Below are 20033 nucleotides of genomic sequence, written 5' to 3'. Positions count from 1 at the left end.
CGAGGGATTCCTCACCTGTCACAATGCTCAACCTCACAGCCCCGAACGCCTTCCCCACCGTGCAGATTGCTCAGTGGAACGCGGCATGATTGTGCGGTCATCATCGCTCTGCTGTCATGTTGAGGCAATCTGCTGACTTCGGAGACAACGGGCGGGCGGCATGACGACCACGGACGACGGAACAGGGACGGCCACGGCGGCCGGCACGGCCGCACACCGGCCCCCCGGGACCGGCCTGGAAACACTCAGAGCGGTCGAGCAGCGGGTGCTGTGGCTGGCGACGTCGGTCATCGACCACGCCAACCGCGTCCGCCCGAACCCGTCCGGGCTGAAGGTCGGCGGCCACCAGGCCTCCAGCGCCTCGATGACGTCGATCATGACAGCGCTGTGGTTCCACGAACTGCGCCGCCAGGACCGGGTGTCGGTCAAACCGCACGCCTCGCCCGTCCTGCATGCGATCAACTACCTCCTGGGTGAGCTGGACGAGCAGCATCTGACCACGCTGCGCAGCTTCGGCGGCCTGCAGAGCTACCCCAGCCGCCAGAAGGACCCCGACCCCGTCGACTACTCCACCGGATCCGTCGGCATCGGCGCGACCGCCCCGATCTGGGGCGCCCTCGCCCGCCGCTACGTCAACGGCCGCTTCGCAACGGGCGGTTCGGGACGGCAGTACTCGCTGCTGGGAGACGCCGAACTCGACGAGGGCGCCTGCTGGGAAGCCGTACTCGACCCGGCGGTGACCGACCTCGGCGAGATCGTGTGGATCATCGACTTCAACCGCCAGTCACTGGACCGCGTCGTGCCGAACATCTCCGCGACCCGCCTGCAGGGCATGTTCGACGCGGCCGGATGGCAGGTCATCACCGTCAAGTACGGGCGGCTGCTGGAAGAGCTGTTCGCCCGGCCCGGCGGTGACGCACTGCGCGCCCGCATCGATGCGATGACCAACCCCGAATACCAGCGGCTGCTGCGCTGCACCGCCGGTCAGCTGCGCGAGCGTCTGCCCGGCACCGGCCCGGAAAGCGAGCAGACCGCCCGGCTGCTGGCCGGACTGGACGACGAAACGGTGGTCTCCCTGCTGCGCAATCTCGGCGGGCACGACCTCGGCGCCCTCATCGACGCCTACTCCCTCATCGACGACACACGGCCCACGGCCGTCTTCGCCTACACCGTCAAAGGACACGGACTGCCCACCGCCGGGCACCCGCAGAACCACTCCGCACTGCTGACCGGCGAGCAGATGCAGCAGCTGGCAGCACGGACCGGAACCGACCCGGACACACCCTGGACCCGCTTCCCCCCGGGCAGCGCCGAGGCCGGACTGTGCGAACGCGCAGCACGGAGACTGTCCCGCCAGGACCCGCCCCCGCAGCAACCCCCGCCGCTGCCCCGGGACTTCGGGCGCACACCTTCCGGGAAAGGCTCCACCCAGCAGGCCCTCGGCAGGGCCCTGCTGGACCTCACCCGCCAGGCCCCGCAGGCAGCCGGACACGTGGTCACCGTCTGCCCCGACGTCGCCTCGACGACGAACCTCGGCGGCTGGCTGAACAAGGTCGGCACCTGGTCCCCCACACAGCGCCGGGACTGGTTCGCCGACGACGCCGAGACCATCCTCCACTGGCGCGAACAGCCCGGCGGACAGCACATCGAACTGGGCATCGCCGAGACCAACCTGGTCGGCCTGCTGGGCGAACTGGGAGCCACCTGGAGCCGCTGGGGCACACCACTGCTGCCCATCGGCGTGGTCTACGACCCGTTCGTCGGCCGGGCCCTGGAACCATGGTCGTTCGGAATGTACGCGGGCGGACAGTCGATCCTCGTGGGAACACCCTCAGGAGTCAGCCTCGCCCCCGAAGGCGGCGCCCACCAGTCCGTCACCACACCCTCGATCGGTCTGGAACAGCCCGGCTGCACCGCCTACGAACCCGCCTTCGCCCTCGACACCGAATGGTGCCTCCTCGCAGGCCTGGCCAACCTCGGCAAACCCGACGGCCATTCCACCTACCTGCGGCTGTCCACCCGCCCCGTCGACCAGACCCTCGCCGCCGTCCCCACCGACCCCGCCGCCCGGGAACGACGCCGCCGCCAGTCCACCGCAGGCGGCTACCTCCTACGCCGCCACGACAACCCCTCCCTGACCATCGCAGCCATGGGCGCCATGATCACCGAAGCACTCCACGCCGCCGACCGCCTCGACGAACTCGGCACCGGAACAGACGTCGTCTGCATCACCAGCCCCGACCTCCTCTTCCGCGCCCTGCGCGCACGCCAGGGCCTCCACGACGGCCCCGACTGGATCCTCGACCAGACCTTCCCCCACCAGCGGGCCCGCCCCATGGTGACCGTCCTCGACGGACACCCCCACACCCTCGCCTTCCTCGCCGCCATCCACCACGTACCCAGCCGCACACTCGGCGTCACCGGCTTCGGACAGAGCGGAAACCTCCACGACGTCCACCACCACCACGGCATCGACACCGACAGCATCCTCACCGCAGCACTCGACCTCACACTGACGACACCGGCGAACTGACTACGATCAAGAGCGCACGACCGGCAGTTGCACACACCGACGTGACCCACGACCAGGAAAAGGCCTACGACTCCCTCGACCCCCTCGCCGCACACCAACACTTCACCCACCACAAACTCCGCCCACGGCAACCCTTCCGCCCCCACACACGACGCCGACGCCAAGGGCCCGCGCGACGGCCCACACCGACAGCCGCAACAACACCACCCGGATCCAAGTCACCCACACCCAGCGACCACCCCACACCACCCCACCCCACCCCACCCCACCCCGGCAGCAAGCGGTCACTCCCACACGCCCGTAAAACCCGCGCAATGCAAACAGGACATACACAAACAGACACTCACCGCATCACCCTGAACGCAACAAGGTTACGCAACTCATGACGGCTCACCCCGGAGAAAAGCACCCCCAGCCCCTGCTCGATGCGCTGCAACTGCTCCTCCGACAGCCGCAGACTGCGCGCGATACGCCCCGGTGACGCCCCGCCGTGCCAGGCGATCACCATCTGCCCTCCGGGACGCAGGACGCGGTGCAGCTCCCGCAGGCCGGCCTCAAGGTCAGGCCAGATGGCGACATTGTTGACGCAGACGACACGGTCCACGCTGCGGTCCTCCTCTCCGGTCGCTTCCGCCGTCCCGAGGCCGAGAACGACCCGGCCAGCGCGGACCGCCGCGCGGTTGGTGCGGGTGGCGGCGGCGTGCATCTCAGGTGACGGATCCACCCCGCGGACAGCCCCGGTCCGGGCCGCGAGCAGCCGCACCAGCCCACCCGGCCCGTACCCCACCTCCAGGACCTCGTCGCCGGGTTGGATGTCGAGCAGGTCGATCACCTCCTCCTGCCGGTTGGTCCACAGCATGAACCGCCCCGCGAGGCGCCCGAGGACGCCGGCGGGACGGGCGAAAGGCGAGGTAACGGGCCGGTCGGCGGCCCACGAGCTCTGACTGGTGTCCATGACGCAACACTGGCGCTTCAAGTCGGCTTGAAGTCAAATGACGCCATGGAGCTCGTCGGGATCGGTGAAGCGGCACGCAGACTGGGCCTGAAGACCTCAGCGCTGCGCTACTACGAGGAACGCGACGTCGTCACGCCCACCGCCCGGCGCGGCGGACAGCGCATGTACGGGCCGGAGGAACTCCGAAAACTCGCATTCGTACAGTTCATGCGACACCTGGGAATGAGCCTGGAGGACACCCGCGCCGTCCTCCACGACTCCGGCGGCCAGTGGCGCCAGGCCGTGACCGGGACCGTCACCGCGCTCGGCGAGCTGATCGCCCGCGCCGAAGGGGCGCAGCACTTCCTCCGGCATGCGCTGGAGTGCCCGGCCGAACACCCCGTCACCGACTGCCCGTTCATGGCCGATACCCTCGACCGCGCTCTGGCCGGGCTCACCTTCGAGGAACTCGCCGCAGAACACGGTCATGAAGCGCCGCCGCCCGGTAAGGGGTTCCTCTGGCCGCAACCCTGGCGGCGCTCGCACACCGGCTCGGAAGGAGACCAGGGAAGGCATGAGTGAGATACGAGCAGACCTCGTCGTCGCCGGCGGGGGCCTGGGAGGGGTGGCCGCCGCGCTGGCCGCGTGCCGCCACGGTCACCGGGTGCTGCTGGTCGAGGAGACCGACTGGCTCGGAGGTCAGCTCACCTCGCAGGCCGTGCCCCCGGACGAGCATCCGTGGATCGAGCAGTTCGGCTGCACGGCCTCCTACCGGCAGCTGCGCCAGGACGTACGCGCCTACTACCGCACGTGGTATCCCCTGACGGAGCGGGCACGGGCCTGGCAGCATCTCAATCCGGGTGCGGCACGGGTCAGCGGTCTGTGCCACGAGCCGCGCGCCGCGCTGTCCGTGATCGAGGCCCGGCTGGCACCGCATGTGGCGGCGGGACGGCTGACCGTGCTGCTGCGCCATCGTGTGACCGGTGCAGCCTGTGACGGCGACCGGGTCGAGGCGCTCCAGGTGCGTGGCCCGGACGGTGAACTCACCGTGGCAACCGCCCCGTTCTTCCTCGACGCGACCGAGCACGGTGATCTGCTTCCGGCTGCGGGAGCCGAGTACGTCATCGGGGCGGAGAGCGCGGACGAGCACGGCGAACCGCATGCCCCGGCCGACGCCCAGCCGGCCAACATCCAGAGTTTCACGGTGACTTTCGCCCTCTCTCACCACGACGGCGAGGATCACACCATCGACCGCCCCGCCTCGTACGAGAGCTGGCGCGCCTACGAGCCGGATTTCTGGCCGGGCCCGCTGCTGGGGTTCCTGGCGCCCGTGCCGAGCACGCTGGAACCGTACGAGCGGTGGCTGGACCCCAACCCGGCCGGCGACCCTGTGGACGAACTCACCGACCCGGCCCGCGACAACGGCGACCGGGAACTGTGGATGTTCCGCCGCATCCTCGCCCGCGGACTGCACACGCCGGGCTCCTTCGGTTCGGACATCACCCTCGTCAACTGGCCGATGAACGACTACTGGCTGGGACCGATCGTCGAGACCGACGACGAGAGCGCTGCCCATCACCTCGGCCAGGCAAGGGAGTTGAGCCGTTCCCTGCTGTACTGGCTCCAGACGGAAGCGCCGCGCCCAGATGGCGGCACCGGCTTCCCCGGCCTTCGGCTGCGCCCCGATGTGACGGGCACCGCGGACGGCCTGGCCAAGGCGCCGTACGTACGGGAGTCCCGCCGCATTCGGGCACTTCGCACCGTCACCGAGAACGATGTGGCAGCGGACGTGGCCGGACCGGATGGCGGTCCGCGCTACGAGGACGCGGTGGGCATCGGCTCGTACCGCATCGACCTGCACCCCTCGACAGGCGGAGACAACTACATCGACATCCCCAGCGTGCCCTTCGAGATCCCGCTCGGCGCACTGCTGCCGGTGCGGATGCGCAACCTTCTCCCCGCCTGCAAGAACGCCGGCACCACACACATCTCCAACGGCTGTCTGCGGCTGCATCCCGTCGAGTGGAACATCGGCGAGGCGTCGTCGCTGCTGGCGGCCTTCTGCCTGGAACGCGGCACAGAACCGCACCAGGTGCACGAGAAACCTGCGCTGAGCGGGGAGTTCTGCCGGCTTCTGGAGCGGGAGGGCGTCGAGCGGGCATGGCCCCGGGTGCGAGGCGGCTGAAGAAAGCAGCCGTACACCAGCGTGCACCGTTCGTGTGCGAAGCGGCCGCTCAAGTATCCTCGCCCGTCCCGGGCCGGCACCGGCCCCCGGTGCCGGACGCTGAGAGCGTGGATGGTGTCCTCGTAGCCGGATAGGTGCCCACGTGACCGTGATCTGCACGGGTTCACCCGGGAGAGAATCACCAAGGAGAGGAGTCGACATGTCGTCGAAGCGCCGTCGCAAGAAGAAGGCACGCCGCAAGAACGCGGCCAACCACGGCAGCAAGCCCCAGACTTGAGGGCCGGCCTCAGGCGTCGCATGCCGCTTCACGGCTGAGGAAGACGCTCAAGAAGGCGCTGAACGGCCGCCCACCGCACGGACACACGCGGCGGGCGGCCGTTTCGTGCGTGACTGAGTCCCGGCGGGATCGCAGTGATCGTTCCGAGCGGGGCTGGAGGCCCCCGCCGCCCCCGCACCCGCCTTGCCAAGGTCACGACGGACAGCCCCTTCCACGGGTACGTCATCCGGCGTCACGGCTGGTGGTATCCGTTCGCTCCTGCGAAGACTGCCGCGGGCTGGGCATGGCGGGCGTACGGCGCGATGCAGCCGGCAGGCGGCGACGGTGCCGTACGTACGTACGTGCATGACCCGGCGGCGGGACGGCTACCCCGGAGGGCAGTGACCGCGAGCCGGAAGGGGAAGCGCTGATGATCTCGGAGACGGTCTCTGTGAGGGTACCGGGCAGTGTGGAACTCCCCGGTGACCTCGAGGTACCGGCGTCCCCGCGCGGCGTGGTGCTCTTCGTGCACGGGAGCGGCAGCTCCCGGCACAGCCCACGCAACCGGGCGGTCGCCGGGGAGCTGCGCCGGTACGGGTGGGGAACGCTGCTGATCGACCTTCTCAGCGAGGAGGAGGAACGTGCCGACGCGGCCACCGGGGAACACCGGTTCGACATCGCTCTGCTGAGCGAGCGGACGGTCACGGGGGTCGACTGGCTCGGCAAGCACCCCGTGACGGAAGCGTTGCCCGTTCATCTCTTCGGTGCGAGCACGGGCGCCGCGGCGGCGCTGGTCGCTGCGGCGGCGCGGTCCGGTCCGGTCGTGTCCGTGGTCTCTCGCGGGGGACGGCCCGACCTGGCGGGTGACGCGCTGGCGCGGGTCGATGTGCCCGTACTGCTGCTGGTCGGCGGGCGGGATCCGCAGGTGCTGGAGCTGAACCGGGAGGCGGCAGATCTGCTGCACGTGGAGCACCGCGTCGAGGTCGTACCGGGGGCGACGCATCTCTTCGAGGAACCGGGCGCGCTGGAGCAGGTCGCGGCGGCGGCGCGTGAGTGGTTCCAGGATGCGTCGGAGATACAGCCGGGAGACGACGGCATACGGTGACGCCGGATTGACGGATCGGGGGTTACGGACAACCGATGACAGATGACAGATGACGGAAATTGACAGCTGACAGCGAGGGGCCCGGCCCGGATACGAGCGCCGCCCGTCTCTCACCGTTCGGCGCCTTCCCCGTCCCCGGCCTGTGTCTCCGTGCTGCGGCGCTCACGCAGCGAACGGACCTTGTGCCGGTTACCGCAGCGCTCCATGGTGCACCACCGGCGCCGTCCCGGCCGTGAGGTGTCGACGAACACCAGCGAGCAGTCCGGTGCCCCGCACTCACGTACGCGAGTCGCGAGAGGGCCGGTGAACAGTTCGACGGCGTCGCGGGCCACGGTTGAGAGCACCTGGAAGGCGTCCGCGGGAAGGTACCGGCTGTGCGCTCCGCCTGCGGCCATCTGCGGGACGAGGGGCGGCAGTTGCGCGGCCTGGTTCACCTCGTCGACGTCCGGAGGGCGCGGCGGCCGGCCGGCTGCGACGGCCCCGGTGAGACGGGACAGCGCATCCCGCAGCCACCGGGCCGCCCGGAACTCGCCGTCGCTGATGTGCAGGTCGCCGGGCGCGAGGCGCAGTCTGGACGCGGCGCACCACCGGGCCAGATCGTCCGGAGTCTGCAGGGCGTCGTGGCCGGAGAGGACTCCCGGACTTCCGGTGGTGAGGAACTCCAGGCACAGGGCCCCCGCGTCGAAGACGAAGCTCGTGCCCTCGGGTGAACGGAGCGCCACCCCGTTCGCCGTAGCCGTCATGTAACCATTATAAGTGGTTTCAGATCGGGGCTGGTCTCCAGCCCGCGTCCCGTCCCCGCCGGATCTGGAGGATCGGATGGCTCTCGAGTGGAAACTCGTCATCGACTGCGCCGACCCGCTGCAGCTCGCCCGGTTCTGGGCGACGGCCCTGGGCTACGAGGTCGAGGACAACAGCGTGCTCATCGAGCGCCTGATCGGCTTCGGCGCCGTGGACGAGAGCGACTACACCGTGGTCGACGGGCACAAGGCATGGCGGGAGCTGTCCGCGGTGCGCCATCCCGACGACCCCGTCGACGGGTCCAGCGGTACGGGTCTGGGCAGGCGGCTGCTCTTCCAGGCGGTGCCCGAGGCCAAACAGGTCAAGAACCGTCTGCACATGGATCTGCACGTCGGCCCCGGGCAGGTCGACGCGGAGGTGCGGCGGCTGACGGAGCTCGGTGCGACGGTGCTGCGGCGGGTCGAGGCACGGCACCGGGCCGCGGCTGTCCCGAGGGGGCGCACGGCGCCGAGTACGATGCCGTGGTCACGCTCCGAAGTCGAGGAGAGCTGAGGGCAGTTGCCGCGCAGAGTCACCATCTACGACGTCGCCTCCGAGGCGGGCGTGAGCATCTCCACGGTGTCGCTGGCCCTCAACACCCCCGCCCGTGTCAGTGAAGGCACGCGCCGTCGAGTCCTCCAGGCCGCCGACTCCCTCGGCTACACACCCAAGTCGGAGGCTGTCGCTAAGGCTCGCAAGGGGTTCGGACGGATCGGGGTGCTCGCCCCGTACACGTCGTATCCGTCGGTGGCCCGGCGTCTGAGCGGCGTTCTGCGGGCGGTGGGCGACAGGCCGCTGGAAGTCGTCGTCTTCGACCACGCGTCGGCGGCCACGTCTCCCTCACCTCTGCTCGACAGCCTGCCGCTGACGGGCCGGCTCGACGGCCTGATCGTCATGAGCCTCCCGCTGGAGGAGAGCACCGCCCGGCGCCTCGCCGGGCTGGGACTGCCTTCGGTGCTGGTGGACGTGAGCCGTGCCGGTTTCGACTCGGTGCATGCGGACGACGCCGAAGGCGGCCGCATCATGGCGGAGCATCTGCTGGAGCGTGGGTACCGCAGCTTCGGCTTCCTCGGCGAGGCGCAGGAGTCCGACGCATACGTGTCTCCCGGACAGCGGCGGCTGTCGGGGTTCCGGGCTGCCCTCGGCGAGGCGGGCCACCGGCTTCCGGCGGAGAACGTGCACTTCACCGGACACGCACTGGACCAGGCGGCTGACGCGGCGCAGCGCCTGCTGTCCGGACCGCGGCGCCCCGCCGCGCTGTTCGCCGGCGACGACACGCTCGCCGCCGGTGCGCTGCGGGCGGCGCAGGCGCTGGGCCTCGACGTACCCGGAGAGCTGGCGGTGGCTGGCTTCGACGACAGCGAGCTGGCGCAGGCCATGGGGCTGACGACGGTGCGGCAGCCACTGGAGGAGTCGGGGCACGCGGCGACGGAGTTGCTGCTGCAGCGCATGGGCGGTGAGCCCGCTGCCGTGCGGGAGGTCAAGCTGAGGCTGGAGCTCGTGCGGCGCGGCTCCACCTGACGCCGCTGACCCCGCTCCCCCGCTCTCCCCAGCAAGAAGCGGATTCCGCCCACAACCGTTGTCGAAGTGCTTCGACGAATGCTGTTGACACGATGCGGGCGGTGACGTGAGTCTGCTGCGTGCAGGCAGGGCGAGGCCGGAGCGGGAGAGGTGGCGGTGATGGGCAGCGCCTATGTGGTGACAGGTGGAGGCCGGGGCATCGGAAGGGCGGTGGTGGAGCGGCTGCTCGCCCGCGGCCACACCGTCGTGGCGATCGACGTGGACCCGGACTCCCTGGGGTGGCTGGAGGAGCATCCGAACGCTTCACGCGCCAGGACGGTCGCGGGCAGCGCCGCGGACGAAGCCGTCACCGAGCATGCCGCAGACCTCGCGCAGGCGGCGGGCACCCTCGGCGGCTGGGTCAACAACGCGGCCGTCTTCCGCGACGCCTCGCTCGGCACGTCCCCGACGCGCACGGTTCTGGAGCTGATCTCGGCCGTCATGGACCCGGCCGTCACCGGGTGTGCGACTGCCGTACGGCGTTTCCTCGCCGCCGGGACGCACGGGTCCGTCGTCAACGTCACCTCGCACCAGGCCCGCCGCCCCGTCCCCGGCTGCACGCCGTACGCCACCGCGAAGGCGGCCATCGAGGGGCTCACCCGCGCGCTGGCCGTCGAGTACGGGCCACGAGGCATCCGCGTCAACGCCGTGGCGCCCGGTTCCGTCCGTACGGAAGGCTACGCGTCGCTTCTCGCCGCGCAGGAGCCGGACGTCGCGGCACACGTTGAGGCGGAGATGACTGCGCTCCATCCGCTCGGGAGGACCGGACGGCCTGACGAGGTCGCGGCGGCCGTGGCCCATCTGCTCTCCCCCGAGGCGGCCTTCATCACGGGAGTCACACTGCCCGTCGACGGCGGACGGACGGTACTGGGGCGGGACCCGGATCTCCTGCAGAGCGCCGGAGGGTGACGCGCGGGACCCGGCAGGTCCGGCCGGGTCCGGGCGGTCACCTCGTGAAGCGGAGTACGTAACGGCGCTGCCAGGGCGTCTCCACGGCGCGGGGATCGTAGTGACGCCGTACGAAGGCGACCGCTTCCGCGGCGGGTACGCCGTCGAGGACCGCCAGGCATGCCAGCGCCGTGCCGGTGCGTCCGCGCCCTCCGCCGCACGCCACTTCGACGCGCTCGGCCTCCGCGCGTGACCATGCCTCGCTCAGCAGGGCCAGCGCCTGCGTTCTGCTCGTGGGCAACCGGAAGTCCGGCCAGCGCAACCACCGGGAATCCCACGGCACTTGAGGCGGCTGCTTGCCGAGCAGGAAGACGGAGAAGGCAGGTTCCGGGCCCGGGGGCAGCTCGGGGCGCAGGCCGCGTCCCCTGATCAGGCGTCCCGACGGAAGACGCAGCACACCCGCGCCTTCCGGGTCCCAGGTGCCGCTCACGCGGTTCAGGCTATCCCGTACGTCATGTCTTGACCGCGCCGGCGGTGAGGGCGCCGACGATGTGACGCTGGAGGAAGGCGAAGACCACGATCACAGGGGCGACGGCGAGCATGCATCCGGCCGCGAGGTACTGGGTGGTGATCTCCCCGCTGGTCGACTGCAGATTGACCACTCCCACCGAGACCGGCGCCAGGTCGGGAGAGTCGACGAGTATGAAGGGCAGGACGAACTGCGACCAGGTGGTGACCCCTGCGACGATCCCGGCGGAGACGAGGCCGGGCTTGGCCGCGGGCAGCACCAGGAGGACCAGCGCCCGCAGCCGCGAACAGCCGTCCACGCGTCCCGCCTCGTCGAGTTCCGTGGGGATCGTGTCCAGGTAGTTCTTGAGGAACCAGGTGAGGAACGGCGCCGTGACGGCGATGTAGACCAGCACGAGACCCACGTAGTCGTTGATCAGGCCGAGCGTGACGAAGACCCGGTAGACGGGTACGGCGATGATCAGCGGGGACAGAAGCTGCGCGGCGAGCACCGCACGGGTGAAGGCGCGGGGGCCGCGCATGCGGCCGCGGAAGCGGGAGAGGGCGTACGCCGCGGGGACGCTCAGCAGCAGTGCGCCGACGACGCCGGCGGCCACCAGGATCACGGAGTTGAGCAGGTAGCGGCCGATGGGTGTGGTCTCCAGGACGTGGGCGTAGTTCGCCCACTGCGGGTCCTGCGGCAGCAGTGAGGGCGGTGAACGCAGCACCTCCGGGCCGGTCTTGAGCGAGAGCGACGCCACCCACACCAAGGGGAAGGCGAAGACCGCGACCAGACCGAGCATGGCGGCGTAGTAGGCGGCGTCCGTGCGGCGGCGCATCCCGGGACGACGGCCGGGGACCGCGTCGGCAACCCGGCCCGCCCGGGCGGGAGTTCGGACGTGGCCCGGTCGACTGCTCCCTGACGCCGGAGAGTTGTGGTCGCTCAGGCTCATATCTCCTTCTCCTGACGTTCGGTCAGCCGCACGTACAGGCCGATCACGAGGACGTTGACGGCCATGAGGACGACGGCCATCGCCGCTCCCCTGCCCAGGTTCAGCTGACGGAAGATCTGGTCGTAGACGTCGAGGGCGAGGACCTGCGTGGCCGTGCCGGGTCCGCCGCCGGTGAGTGAGAGCACCATGTCGAAGCTGTTGAAGGTCTCCACCGTCGCCAGGACGAGGTTCATGGTGAGGATGGGCAGCATCATCGGAAGCGTGACGCGGAAGAGCGTCTGCACGGGCGAGGCACCGTCGATGCGGGCCGCCTCGTACAACTGGTCCGGGACGGTCTTGATCCCGGCATAGCAAAGGATCATCGAAAGGGCCGTGCCCCGCCAGATGTTGGCGACGATGACGGAGACGAGGGCGTTGTCGGGGTCGGAGAGGAACGGGGTGTTCCCGGAGAATCCCAGCAGGGACAGCCCGTGGTTCAGGACTCCCGACGCGGTCTCCTGATAGAGCAGGCTCCAGATGACGCCGATGATCACGCCCGGGATCGCCCAAGCCGTCAGCACCACGGCCCGCGTGGCCACGACGCCGCGCAGCCCCCGGCGTTCCGCGCCGTGGACGAGCAGCGCGACGGCGAGTCCGAGAAGCAGCTGGAAGACGACGCTCAGCAGTACGAACAGGAACGTCACCTGCAACGTGTGACGGAAGTCCGTGCCGGTCACGAGCGAGGTGTACGTCTCGGAGGTGACGCTGTAGGGCTCGCCCGTCACGAGGCTGGCATCGGTGAAGCTCAGCCGCACGATCTCGAGCACCGGATAGACGAGCACGACCAGCAGCACGGTGCCCAGCGGCAGCAGCCACGGCCAGGACGAGCCCGCCACGCCTCCCGAGCGCCCGGACGAACGCGGCCGCCGCGGGACTCGGCGGTCCCGCAGCCCGAGCCCGGACCCGGGGTCCGCGGGGCCCTCGGGGTCCGCGGGGTTCACGGTGGTGGCCATCGCTTCTTCCTCCCTTGCTCGGCTCATCCCACGAGCCGGTCGAGAGCCTGGTCGAGAGCCTCCGTCGCACCGGCGGTCCCGGAGGCCACACCGGAAAGGGCGATCTGCAGCGTGTGGGAGACGTCCTGGTACTTGCGGTCCGACGGGCGTGCCCTGCCGTAGCGGACGATGTGCTCGCGGAAGACGGGCGTGAACGGGTCCTGTTCGTACGCGTCGTCGCCGTAGATGCTCTGCCGCGGCGGGAGATAGCCGCCGAGCGAGCACCACTCGGCCATGCCGCGGTCGCCGACGTAGGCGGAGCCGACCCAGTCGAGCCCGGCGGCGATCTTCTCCTCGTCGTCGGTGAAAGCCGCCCACAGCCATCCGCCGGTGGCACTGACGTGACGGCCACCGCCCATGGCGGGCATGGGCGCCACGCCCCAGCGACGGAAGAAGTCCTGATCCTTCATGAGGCCGTCGAGAGCGGCGGCCTGCCAGCTTCCGCCCAGGAACATCGCGACGCGGCCGGCGACGATGTCGGGATTCTCGTCGTCCTCCTGGTCGAAACCGGCCACCCGGCGCGGCACGACTCCGGCGCCGACGGCGCGCTCCACCGACCTCAGGCAGGAGCGCATCGCCTCGTAGCCCTTGCCCGTCGCGAAGGCGGGTTCTCCGTCGCTGCCGAAGAGTTCGGCGCCCTGGCTCCAGTAGGCCGGCCACAGCGTCGTGGTGACGGCGCCTTCGCTGCGTCCAGCGGGGAACAGCACCGAGTAGCCGCGCCGGGCGAGAGGCCGCGCCATGTCGATCATCTCGTCCCAGTCGCTTGGAGGGGTACGGACGAGATCGCGGCGGTAGTACAGCACCCTCAGGTCGGAGGTGAACTGCAGGCCCCGCACGTCGCCGGGCCGCCGCTCCATCTCGCGGCGCATCGTGGGAAACCAGTCCTCCAGTCGCAGGCCCAGCCGTTTCATGTGCCGCTGTACGGGCTGTGCGTACGGGGCGATGCGGCCGAAGATGTACGAGTCGACCTGGGCGATGTCCGGTGCTCGGCCCTGGGACGCCTGGAGCAGCAGCTTCGCCATGGCCGCGGAGGTGTCGTTGCTGCTGACGAGCGGTTCGATGCCGTACGGGGAACGCTTGCGGTGCGCCGCGAGGCGCCGCTTGAGGTAGGCGGCCCGTTTCGGGTCCGGGGCCTGCAGCGAGTACGGCGGTATTGCCTGCCAGCCGGCGCTCCTGGGGCCGCTCCCGGATGACGCGCAGCCCGGGGCGAGAGTGAGCGCGGCTGCGGCACCGCCTGCGTGGAGCAGGTGCCGCCGGGTGAGGCCGCCCGAGGGGGCGGGCCGTGACGGTGGGTGTCGCATGCCTCATCGCCTCCTGGTCGTCTGTGCTGTCGGGTGCAGTCGCAGTGTGGTGATCCGGCCGGCGGCAAGCGGGAGCCGGAGGGTTCCGTCCGGCCGGATCGGCTGCTCCTGCTGCGGGTTCTCCTCCATGTCGCACAACTGCACGGCGCCGAGCGGGAATCCGGGGGTGACCGTGGCCGTGATGTGCCTGTCCGCGCTGTTGAAGAGCCGCAGCACCGTTCCGTCGCCGTCCTCGGCGCTCTTGACCGCGGTGACGACGGCTTCCCGGGGGCCGACGCTCAAACCCGGCGGCGGCGCGTCCTGAGGCGCGGGGCCGGGGCGGCTTCCCTGAACGGCGTGCGTGAGGAGCGGCAGGGCGAACTCCTCGGCGGTGCGGTACAGATCGCCGGTCTCCGCGCTTCCCTGGTACGGGCGCAGCGCGATGCGGAAGGTGTGCCTGCCCGGGCACTGGGCGGCGGGCGTGGGCAGTTCGGGACCGACCTTGTGGGGGCGCAGCGGGTGGTCCTGGCGTGCCAGCCAGCCGACGGAGCGCAGCAGCGTCACCTCCAGCACGTGGCCGTCGGTGTGCGTGTACTCGTGCAGGCCCTCGGTGAAGACGGCCAGGCCCGCTGTGCCGTCCTCGTCCTCCAGCGCTGCGAAGCGGCGCATGGCGAAGGCGCCGGTCGGCCTGTCCCGCCAGCCGTCGCCGCCGGGCTGTGCGGCAGGGCGGCGGATGAGGCCGTACGCGGACTCGGCGACGGAATGACCGGTGTGCAGGCCCGTGGGAAGGCGCAGCCGCATCCGGTGGTCCTCCGCGTTGTTCTCGACGGTCACGTCCACTTCGACGCGGCCGGCACCGGGCGGCAGGCGGACGGTGAGCGAGACGGGCAGGGCGGTGGAGTGGCCGCTGCGGGCGGTGCGTCCGGGGGCGAGGGCCACGGGGACGGTCAGCTCGGCCCGGGCGAGGAGTGCGTCGTGCGACGGGCCGTCGGTCACCTGCCAGCCGGCGGTGCGCGAGGAGACCGGCAGGTCGCCGGGGAGCGGGCCGAAGCCGTACTCGTCTCCGGCGTCCCCGTCGTCGAGGAGTTCGAGCAGGCCGGTGTGGCGGCGGCCGGTGGCCAGGTCGGTGACGGCGAGGGTGCCTTCGGCCTCCAACTCGACGCGCAGAAGGCCGTTTTCGAGGCTGCGCCCCTCTCGTACCGTCCGCGGGGACGGCGTTGACGGCGGCGCTGCCGGTGCCTCGTCCAGGGGCACGAGACGGTACAGGGCGGGGGCGAGTGCTGGCACGTCGGCGGCATGGAAGGTCAGCCGGTCGCGGTGTATCTCCTTGCGGCGGTCGAGGGTGTCCTCGACCCGGACCTCGGGAGCCGGGGCCGCGGTGAAGCCGAGGCGCCTGCCGTCGGGGCCGATGAGCGCGTAGCGGTTCCAGTCCGTACGCTCCGGGGACTGGGTCCATCCGAACTTCCGCTCCCCCAGCGGTGCTTGGAGGTCGGGGACCACGTCGGCGCTCACGTCTCCCGAGCGCGGGAAGGCGCTCGGGTTGAACACGGCGAGGGGAATTCCCGTGCCGTGCACTGGTCCTGCCGCCGCGGCGGTGTGGGCGACACGGGCCAGGGCGTCGGCGGTGACGGCGTCGGCGATCTGGCGCACACGGGCGAAGCGGACGTGCATCTCCTCGTGGACCTCGTCGACGGAGCAGCCGCAGATGGAGTCGTGGGCGTAGTTCTTCACCAGTTCGCGCCAGGCGTGGCGCAGTGAGTCGAGGTGGGAGCGGCCGTCCTGGACGGCGGCGACCGCGTCGAGCCGTTCGGCGATGCCGCACAGCGCGGCCTCGGTGGCTTCGTTGAGCCGCTTCATGGGCGTGCGCGTGGAGCCGATGCCGTCGAAGACGTCGTGCTTGCGGCCGTACCGCAGCTCGCCGCTGAACTCGGCCTGCGGCGGCGGCCGTTCGTCGGTGAGGCGGCGGAACTCCTCCAGGCCTCCGAGCCGGAGCCTGGGTCCGCCGGAGGCTGCCTGGGCGGCGTCCAGCGAGCGGACCATGCCGGGCACGCCCTGCTGGACCCGCAGATGGTCGCCGCCGTTCAGCAGCAGCAGTACGCCGGTCTGCGAGCGCGCCCCGAGACGTTCCAGCAGTTCGCCGAGGCGGTCGTAGCCGACGAGTATGCCGTGGTGCAGCGAGAGGGTTGCCGGATCGCCGGTGAGGACGGCGGCGTTGGAGTAGCTCTCGGCGAGCCAGTGCACGCGAACGCGCGATCCGTCGGGGGCGTCCCAGTGGAACTCGCTGCCGGCGGCCTCCGTCTCCTCCCCGAAGCCGCGCATCGCGTAGAAGGTGCTGATGCCGAACCCGCGCAGGATCTGCGGGAGTTGGTGCACGTGCCCGAAGGTGTCCGGCAGATATCCCTCCCGCATCACATGCCCGTACTCGCGGCTCACGCGGCAGCCGATGAGCAGGTTGCGCACCAGCGCCTCGCCGGAGACGTGGAACTCGTCGGGCTGTACATAGAACGGTCCGGGGCGCAGCCGTCCGGCCTCCACCAGCGCGGTGAGCCGCTCGCGCCGGTCCCGCCTGATCTCGGTGTAGTCCTCGAGGATCACCGCCTGGCCGTCGAGGAGGAAGGCCGGCAGTGCGGGCTCGTCCTCCAAAACGTCGATCAGCTCGTCGAGGAACTGTACGAGCGCGAAACGCATCGTCTCGAACGGGCTGTACCACTCGCGGTCCCAGTGCGTGTGCGGCACCACGACTGCGAGGGGTTCCTGGGCTGCCGTGCGCTGCGGCGGGGAGGCGGGGACGTGCACGTTTCTCCTGTTCAGAGGGCTTCCGGGTATACGTCAACGTTGACGTAGTCGCGGGAGCAGTGCACACTTGGTGAGGCCGCTGCGTCAAGAGGGACGACGGAAGAGCTTGCGGCGCCGCGGCGCGGCAGTGGACGACGAGGGGGTGCCGTCAGCGGTGGGCGGGACAGGCAGGACCGGCGGGCGGGCGGGACGCCCGACGATGAAGGACGTCGCCGCGCATGTCGGCACGAGCATCAAGAGCGTCTCCCGCGTCCTCAACGGCGAGGACGGCGTCTCGGCCGCCACCGCGGAACGCATCCTGCAGGCGATGGCCGAACTCGGCTTCCGGCGCAACGACTTGGCGCGCGGTCTGCGCCAGAGCGACCGTACGAGCACCATCGGGCTCGCGCTCCCGCAGGCCGGGACCCGCTTCCACGACAGCCTCGTGCACGGGATCGACGAGATCGCCCGGCAGCAGGGCAGCTTCGTGCTCACCGCCTCGTCGGGAACGGCCGCCCGCGAACGCGAGACGCTGACCGCGCTGTGTTCACGGCGCGTCGACGGCCTGATCGTGGTGCCCGCCGGCGAGGACCACGGCTTTCTCCGGCCGGAACAGCAGGCGGGAGTGCCCGTCGTCTTCGTCGACCGGCCACCCCACGGCATCGCCGCCGACGCAGTGCTCACGGACCACGCCGAGGGAGCCCGCGCGGGGACGGCACATCTGCTGCGCCAAGGTCACCGCAGGATCGGCGTGGTGGGAGACGACGAGCGGATCTTCAGCGTCGCGGAGCGCATCGGCGGCCACCGTGCCGCGCTGCGCACCGAACAGGTCGCATACGCCGAGGAGTTGACGCGTCTGGGTGCGCGCTGCGCCGAGGAGGCCATGCACGCGTGCCTGGATCTTCTCGGCTCCGGGCAGCCGCCGACGGCGCTGTTCACGCTCAACAACCAGTGCACCATCGGTGCCGTACGGGCGCTGCGGAGGCTGGGCCTGACCCGGCGGGTCGCGATGGTCGGCTTCGACGACTTCGAGACGGCCGACCTGATCGACCCGCCCGTCACGGTGATCTCCCACGACGTCGAGGAGATCGGACGCACCGCGGCCAGGCTGATGTTCGAGCGGATGGCGGGCCACTCCCCCGCCCCCGGCAGGACGACGCTGCCGACGAAGCTGATCGCGCGCGGTTCCGGCGAGATCCCCGTGGTGGACGAGTCCTCCTAGCGGGAAGCCGGCACCTGCCCCGGCGCGGGGACGGTCTCGGTGCGCAGCTCGTGACTTCCGGCCGGGAGCCGGGCCTCGTAGTAGATGCGGTATCCGCCCCCGGGCGCGGGCAGTGCCTCCAGGTACCGCACGTCGCAGGCCGGCGCGTCGCCGACCGGGGCCAGAAGCGGGGTGTCGCCGGCACTGCCCGGGCCGTGGCCGGCACCGCACGGTGCCGCCACTCCTGTGCGTTCACGCCAGTTCTCCTCGGCGGAGGCCCGGCCGTCGTAGGCGGCACGCCCGTCGGGCAGAACGCTGGTCAGCCGTGCGCCCCGCGCGTCCCATGCGCCGGGCCTTCCGGTGAGCACGGTGCCGTGCCACTGCCAGCGCAGCCCGTCGCGGCTGGTGGCGTAGGCGGTGGACATCCGGTCCTCCTCGCCCGGTTCGTCCAGGGGGTGGCAGCACAGCCACGCCTCCCAGCGGTCACCGCGTCTTCGGATGACGGGGTCCTTCACAGCGGTGTGCCGGTCCCCCTCGAACACCGGCGTGACCGGGGCGACGCCCAGTCCTTCCGGGGTTGCCGCCTCGACCACGCCGACCCACCAGTGCTTGCTGCCGGGCGTCGCGCAGCTCACGTAGAGGCGCCAGGCACCGCTGCCGGTACGCACGAGTGCGGGGCGCTCGACCATGGCGGCGCCGAGCCGGCCGGGGGTGAGGACGGTGAGCGTGGTGAAGGTGACGCCGTCCGCGGAGCGGGCGACGACGTTGTGGTCCTCCCCTGCCCGCACACGGTAGGCGAGCAGAATCGATCTGTCGGTATCCCGGTGAGCGCTGGGTGCGCCCGCCCATCGCTGGTGTCCGCTGTCCGGCGCGGGGACGGCGACGGCGGCGGGGCCGCCCGTGCCGGGGAGCGGGAAGCCGCCGACGGAGGAGTCCGTTCCGGCGTGGTGTCTGGTTCTGTCCATACCGGGATCCTGCTGCCGGACTCAGTCCCGCAACAGTGGCAGAACTGCCAGTGCACGGGTATTTTCTGCCATGAATTCCTGCCATGCTGACCGGGTGCTCCGCAACGTGGTCGCCCTCGTCGGGCGGCAGGCTGCCGTCTTCGAACTGGGCGTCGTCGCCCAGGTCTTCGGGCTGGACCGCTCGGACGACGGCTTCCCCGTCCATGATTTCGCGCTGTGCGCCGCCCGGCCCGGCCCGGTCATGACCACTTCGGGCTTCACACTGCAGGTCGCGCACGGTCCGGAGCGGATCGCGGCCGCGGACCTGGTCACCGTTCCGGCGTGGCCGCAGTTGGAGGACGATCCGCCCGAGCCGCTTCTCGAGGCGCTCCGTGAAGCCGTCGCCCGCGGTGCCCGTGTGCTGTCCGTGTGCACGGGGGCATTCCTGCTGGCGTCCGCCGGGATCCTCGACGGGCGGCGGGCCGCCACGCACTGGCAGTTCGCCGCCCGCCTGGCCCGACTCCATCCCCGTGTCCGGGTGGACAGCGACGTGCTCTACGTCGAAGACGGCCCCGTTCTCACCAGCGCAGGGGCGGCAGCGGGCATAGATGCCTGCCTGCACATGGTGCGCCGGGAACACGGGGCCGCCACCGCCAACGCCCTGGCGCGCCGCATGGTCGTTCCGGCCCATCGCGCGGGCGGGCAGGCCCAGTTCGTCGAGATGCCCGTGCCTGCCGCCCGTACCGGTTACGGCCTCACGGAACTCGTCGACTGGATGCAGGAGAACCTGGACCGGCCGCTGACGGTGGAAGAACTGGCCGCACGCGCCGCGATGTCACCGCGCACGCTGGCCCGGCGGTTCAAGGACGCGACCGGGACGACGCCGCACCGGTGGATCCTCGACCAGCGGTTGCAGCTGGCCGAGGAACTGCTGGAGAACACCCCGCTCCCCGTCGAAGCTGTTGCGGTGCGCTCCGGCTTCGGCAGTGCCGACACACTGCGGCATCACTTCGCCGCCCGCCGGGGCGTGGCCCCGGCAGCCCACCGCCGTGCCTTCCGCGGCGGTGGTCCGGCGACGACCGGCGGGGCACCGCCGTCCGA

Annotated in this window: 17 protein-coding genes and 1 pseudogene; 10 read left to right on the top strand and 8 right to left on the bottom strand. The window is 71.0% G+C overall.

Annotated elements, in window-relative coordinates; genetic code table 11:
* The first annotated feature begins 160 nt into the window (after positions 1 to 160).
* Entirely contained in the window at positions 161 to 2533 is a 2373-nt protein-coding gene (locus AN215_RS07255) for a transketolase-like TK C-terminal-containing protein (RefSeq protein WP_079122769.1), read from the top strand.
* Positions 2534 to 2876: 343 nt separating this feature from the next.
* Here AN215_RS07255 and AN215_RS07250 read toward each other — a convergent pair whose 3' ends face one another.
* The gene (locus tag AN215_RS07250; protein WP_070009590.1) at positions 2877 to 3488 is read right to left on the bottom strand and encodes a class I SAM-dependent methyltransferase; all 612 of its coding nucleotides are present in this window, start codon (positions 3486 to 3488) and stop codon (positions 2877 to 2879) included.
* Between the two features lie 45 nt (positions 3489 to 3533).
* On the opposite strand from AN215_RS07250, the gene AN215_RS07245 reads away from it, so the two are divergent.
* The 4 genes from AN215_RS07245 (at position 3534) to AN215_RS07235 (ending at position 7013) form a co-directional block, all read left to right on the top strand.
* Complete coding sequence (locus AN215_RS07245) at positions 3534 to 4049, top strand: MerR family transcriptional regulator (protein ID WP_070009591.1); 516 nt, start codon at positions 3534 to 3536, stop codon at positions 4047 to 4049.
* Positions 4042 to 5652: an FAD-dependent oxidoreductase gene (locus tag AN215_RS07240; RefSeq protein ID WP_070009592.1), complete on the top strand. Its 1611-nt coding sequence runs from the start codon at positions 4042 to 4044 to the stop codon at positions 5650 to 5652. The genes AN215_RS07245 and AN215_RS07240 overlap by 8 nt, the downstream gene beginning before the upstream one ends.
* Before the next feature lie 199 nt (positions 5653 to 5851).
* The gene (locus tag AN215_RS30945) at positions 5852 to 5929 is read left to right on the top strand and encodes a hypothetical protein (RefSeq protein WP_473185046.1); all 78 of its coding nucleotides are present in this window, start codon (positions 5852 to 5854) and stop codon (positions 5927 to 5929) included.
* Between the two features lie 409 nt (positions 5930 to 6338).
* Positions 6339 to 7013 carry a dienelactone hydrolase family protein gene (locus AN215_RS07235; protein WP_070009593.1) on the top strand — a complete coding sequence of 225 codons (675 nt, stop codon included), beginning with the start codon at positions 6339 to 6341 and terminating at the stop codon, positions 7011 to 7013.
* 110 nt (positions 7014 to 7123) lie between these two features.
* Here AN215_RS07235 and AN215_RS07230 read toward each other — a convergent pair whose 3' ends face one another.
* Positions 7124 to 7756, bottom strand: coding sequence for a CGNR zinc finger domain-containing protein (locus tag AN215_RS07230; protein ID WP_070009594.1), 633 nt, complete (start codon positions 7754 to 7756; stop codon positions 7124 to 7126).
* A gap of 76 nt (positions 7757 to 7832) precedes the next feature.
* On the opposite strand from AN215_RS07230, the gene AN215_RS07225 reads away from it, so the two are divergent.
* The 3 genes from AN215_RS07225 to AN215_RS07215 all read left to right on the top strand — a co-directional run bounded on the left by AN215_RS07225 (position 7833) and on the right by AN215_RS07215 (position 10262).
* A complete protein-coding gene (locus AN215_RS07225) occupies positions 7833 to 8306 on the top strand; it encodes a VOC family protein (protein ID WP_171904137.1) in 474 nt (157 codons plus the stop codon).
* A gap of 6 nt (positions 8307 to 8312) precedes the next feature.
* Positions 8313 to 9314, top strand: coding sequence for a LacI family DNA-binding transcriptional regulator (locus AN215_RS07220; RefSeq protein WP_070009595.1), 1002 nt, complete (start codon positions 8313 to 8315; stop codon positions 9312 to 9314).
* Between the two features lie 159 nt (positions 9315 to 9473).
* Complete coding sequence (locus AN215_RS07215) at positions 9474 to 10262, top strand: SDR family NAD(P)-dependent oxidoreductase (RefSeq protein ID WP_070009838.1); 789 nt, start codon at positions 9474 to 9476, stop codon at positions 10260 to 10262.
* A 37-nt stretch (positions 10263 to 10299) separates the two neighbouring features.
* Here the strand turns inward: AN215_RS07215 and AN215_RS07210 are convergent, their stop codons facing one another.
* From AN215_RS07210 to AN215_RS07190, 5 genes are all read right to left on the bottom strand, one after another.
* Positions 10300 to 10731 (bottom strand): protein-tyrosine phosphatase family protein, encoded by a 432-nt coding sequence (locus tag AN215_RS07210; protein WP_070009596.1) that lies wholly within the window; start codon positions 10729 to 10731, stop codon positions 10300 to 10302.
* Between the two features lie 22 nt (positions 10732 to 10753).
* Entirely contained in the window at positions 10754 to 11587 is an 834-nt protein-coding gene (locus tag AN215_RS07205; RefSeq protein ID WP_070009597.1) for a carbohydrate ABC transporter permease, read from the bottom strand.
* A gap of 110 nt (positions 11588 to 11697) precedes the next feature.
* A complete protein-coding gene (locus AN215_RS07200) occupies positions 11698 to 12693 on the bottom strand; it encodes a carbohydrate ABC transporter permease (RefSeq protein ID WP_079122768.1) in 996 nt (331 codons plus the stop codon).
* A 23-nt stretch (positions 12694 to 12716) separates the two neighbouring features.
* The gene (locus tag AN215_RS07195; RefSeq protein WP_070009598.1) at positions 12717 to 14033 is read right to left on the bottom strand and encodes an extracellular solute-binding protein; all 1317 of its coding nucleotides are present in this window, start codon (positions 14031 to 14033) and stop codon (positions 12717 to 12719) included.
* Positions 14034 to 14036: 3 nt separating this feature from the next.
* Entirely contained in the window at positions 14037 to 16808 is a 2772-nt protein-coding gene (locus tag AN215_RS07190; protein WP_070009599.1) for an alpha-mannosidase, read from the bottom strand.
* Positions 16809 to 17007: 199 nt separating this feature from the next.
* Between AN215_RS07190 and AN215_RS07185 the strand changes: the two genes are divergently transcribed.
* Positions 17008 to 18009 (top strand): LacI family DNA-binding transcriptional regulator, encoded by a 1002-nt coding sequence (locus AN215_RS07185; RefSeq protein WP_079122767.1) that lies wholly within the window; start codon positions 17008 to 17010, stop codon positions 18007 to 18009.
* Here the strand turns inward: AN215_RS07185 and AN215_RS07180 are convergent.
* The gene (locus AN215_RS07180; protein WP_070009600.1) at positions 18006 to 18953 is read right to left on the bottom strand and encodes a hypothetical protein; all 948 of its coding nucleotides are present in this window, start codon (positions 18951 to 18953) and stop codon (positions 18006 to 18008) included. The two genes, AN215_RS07185 and AN215_RS07180, sit on opposite strands and share 4 nt — an antisense overlap.
* Positions 18954 to 19047: 94 nt before the next feature.
* Between AN215_RS07180 and AN215_RS07175 the strand changes: the two are divergent.
* Positions 19048 to 20019 (top strand): annotated as a pseudogene (locus tag AN215_RS07175) (helix-turn-helix domain-containing protein); the annotation flags it as partial.
* Between the last annotated feature and the right edge of the window lie 14 nt (positions 20020 to 20033).

This window comes from Streptomyces abyssalis (genome assembly GCF_001751365.1).
Lineage (GTDB): Bacteria > Actinomycetota > Actinomycetes > Streptomycetales > Streptomycetaceae > Streptomyces > Streptomyces abyssalis.
Note: the sequence above shows the minus strand (reverse complement) of the source record. Positions and strands in the feature narration are given on the sequence as shown.

Coding starts and splice junctions, on each gene's coding strand:
- AN215_RS07255 (WP_079122769.1), top strand. CDS start 161: ATGACGACCACGGACGACGGAACAGGGACGGCCACGGCGGCCGGCACG.
- AN215_RS07250 (WP_070009590.1), bottom strand. CDS start 3,488: ATGGACACCAGTCAGAGCTCGTGGGCCGCCGACCGGCCCGTTACCTCG.
- AN215_RS07245 (WP_070009591.1), top strand. CDS start 3,534: ATGGAGCTCGTCGGGATCGGTGAAGCGGCACGCAGACTGGGCCTGAAG.
- AN215_RS07240 (WP_070009592.1), top strand. CDS start 4,042: ATGAGTGAGATACGAGCAGACCTCGTCGTCGCCGGCGGGGGCCTGGGA.
- AN215_RS30945 (WP_473185046.1), top strand. CDS start 5,852: ATGTCGTCGAAGCGCCGTCGCAAGAAGAAGGCACGCCGCAAGAACGCG.
- AN215_RS07235 (WP_070009593.1), top strand. CDS start 6,339: ATGATCTCGGAGACGGTCTCTGTGAGGGTACCGGGCAGTGTGGAACTC.
- AN215_RS07230 (WP_070009594.1), bottom strand. CDS start 7,756: ATGACGGCTACGGCGAACGGGGTGGCGCTCCGTTCACCCGAGGGCACG.
- AN215_RS07225 (WP_171904137.1), top strand. CDS start 7,833: ATGGCTCTCGAGTGGAAACTCGTCATCGACTGCGCCGACCCGCTGCAG.
- AN215_RS07215 (WP_070009838.1), top strand. CDS start 9,474: ATGGGCAGCGCCTATGTGGTGACAGGTGGAGGCCGGGGCATCGGAAGG.
- AN215_RS07205 (WP_070009597.1), bottom strand. CDS start 11,587: ATGCGCCGCCGCACGGACGCCGCCTACTACGCCGCCATGCTCGGTCTG.
- AN215_RS07200 (WP_079122768.1), bottom strand. CDS start 12,693: ATGGCCACCACCGTGAACCCCGCGGACCCCGAGGGCCCCGCGGACCCC.
- AN215_RS07195 (WP_070009598.1), bottom strand. CDS start 14,033: ATGCGACACCCACCGTCACGGCCCGCCCCCTCGGGCGGCCTCACCCGG.
- AN215_RS07185 (WP_079122767.1), top strand. CDS start 17,008: ATGAAGGACGTCGCCGCGCATGTCGGCACGAGCATCAAGAGCGTCTCC.
- AN215_RS07180 (WP_070009600.1), bottom strand. CDS start 18,953: ATGGACAGAACCAGACACCACGCCGGAACGGACTCCTCCGTCGGCGGC.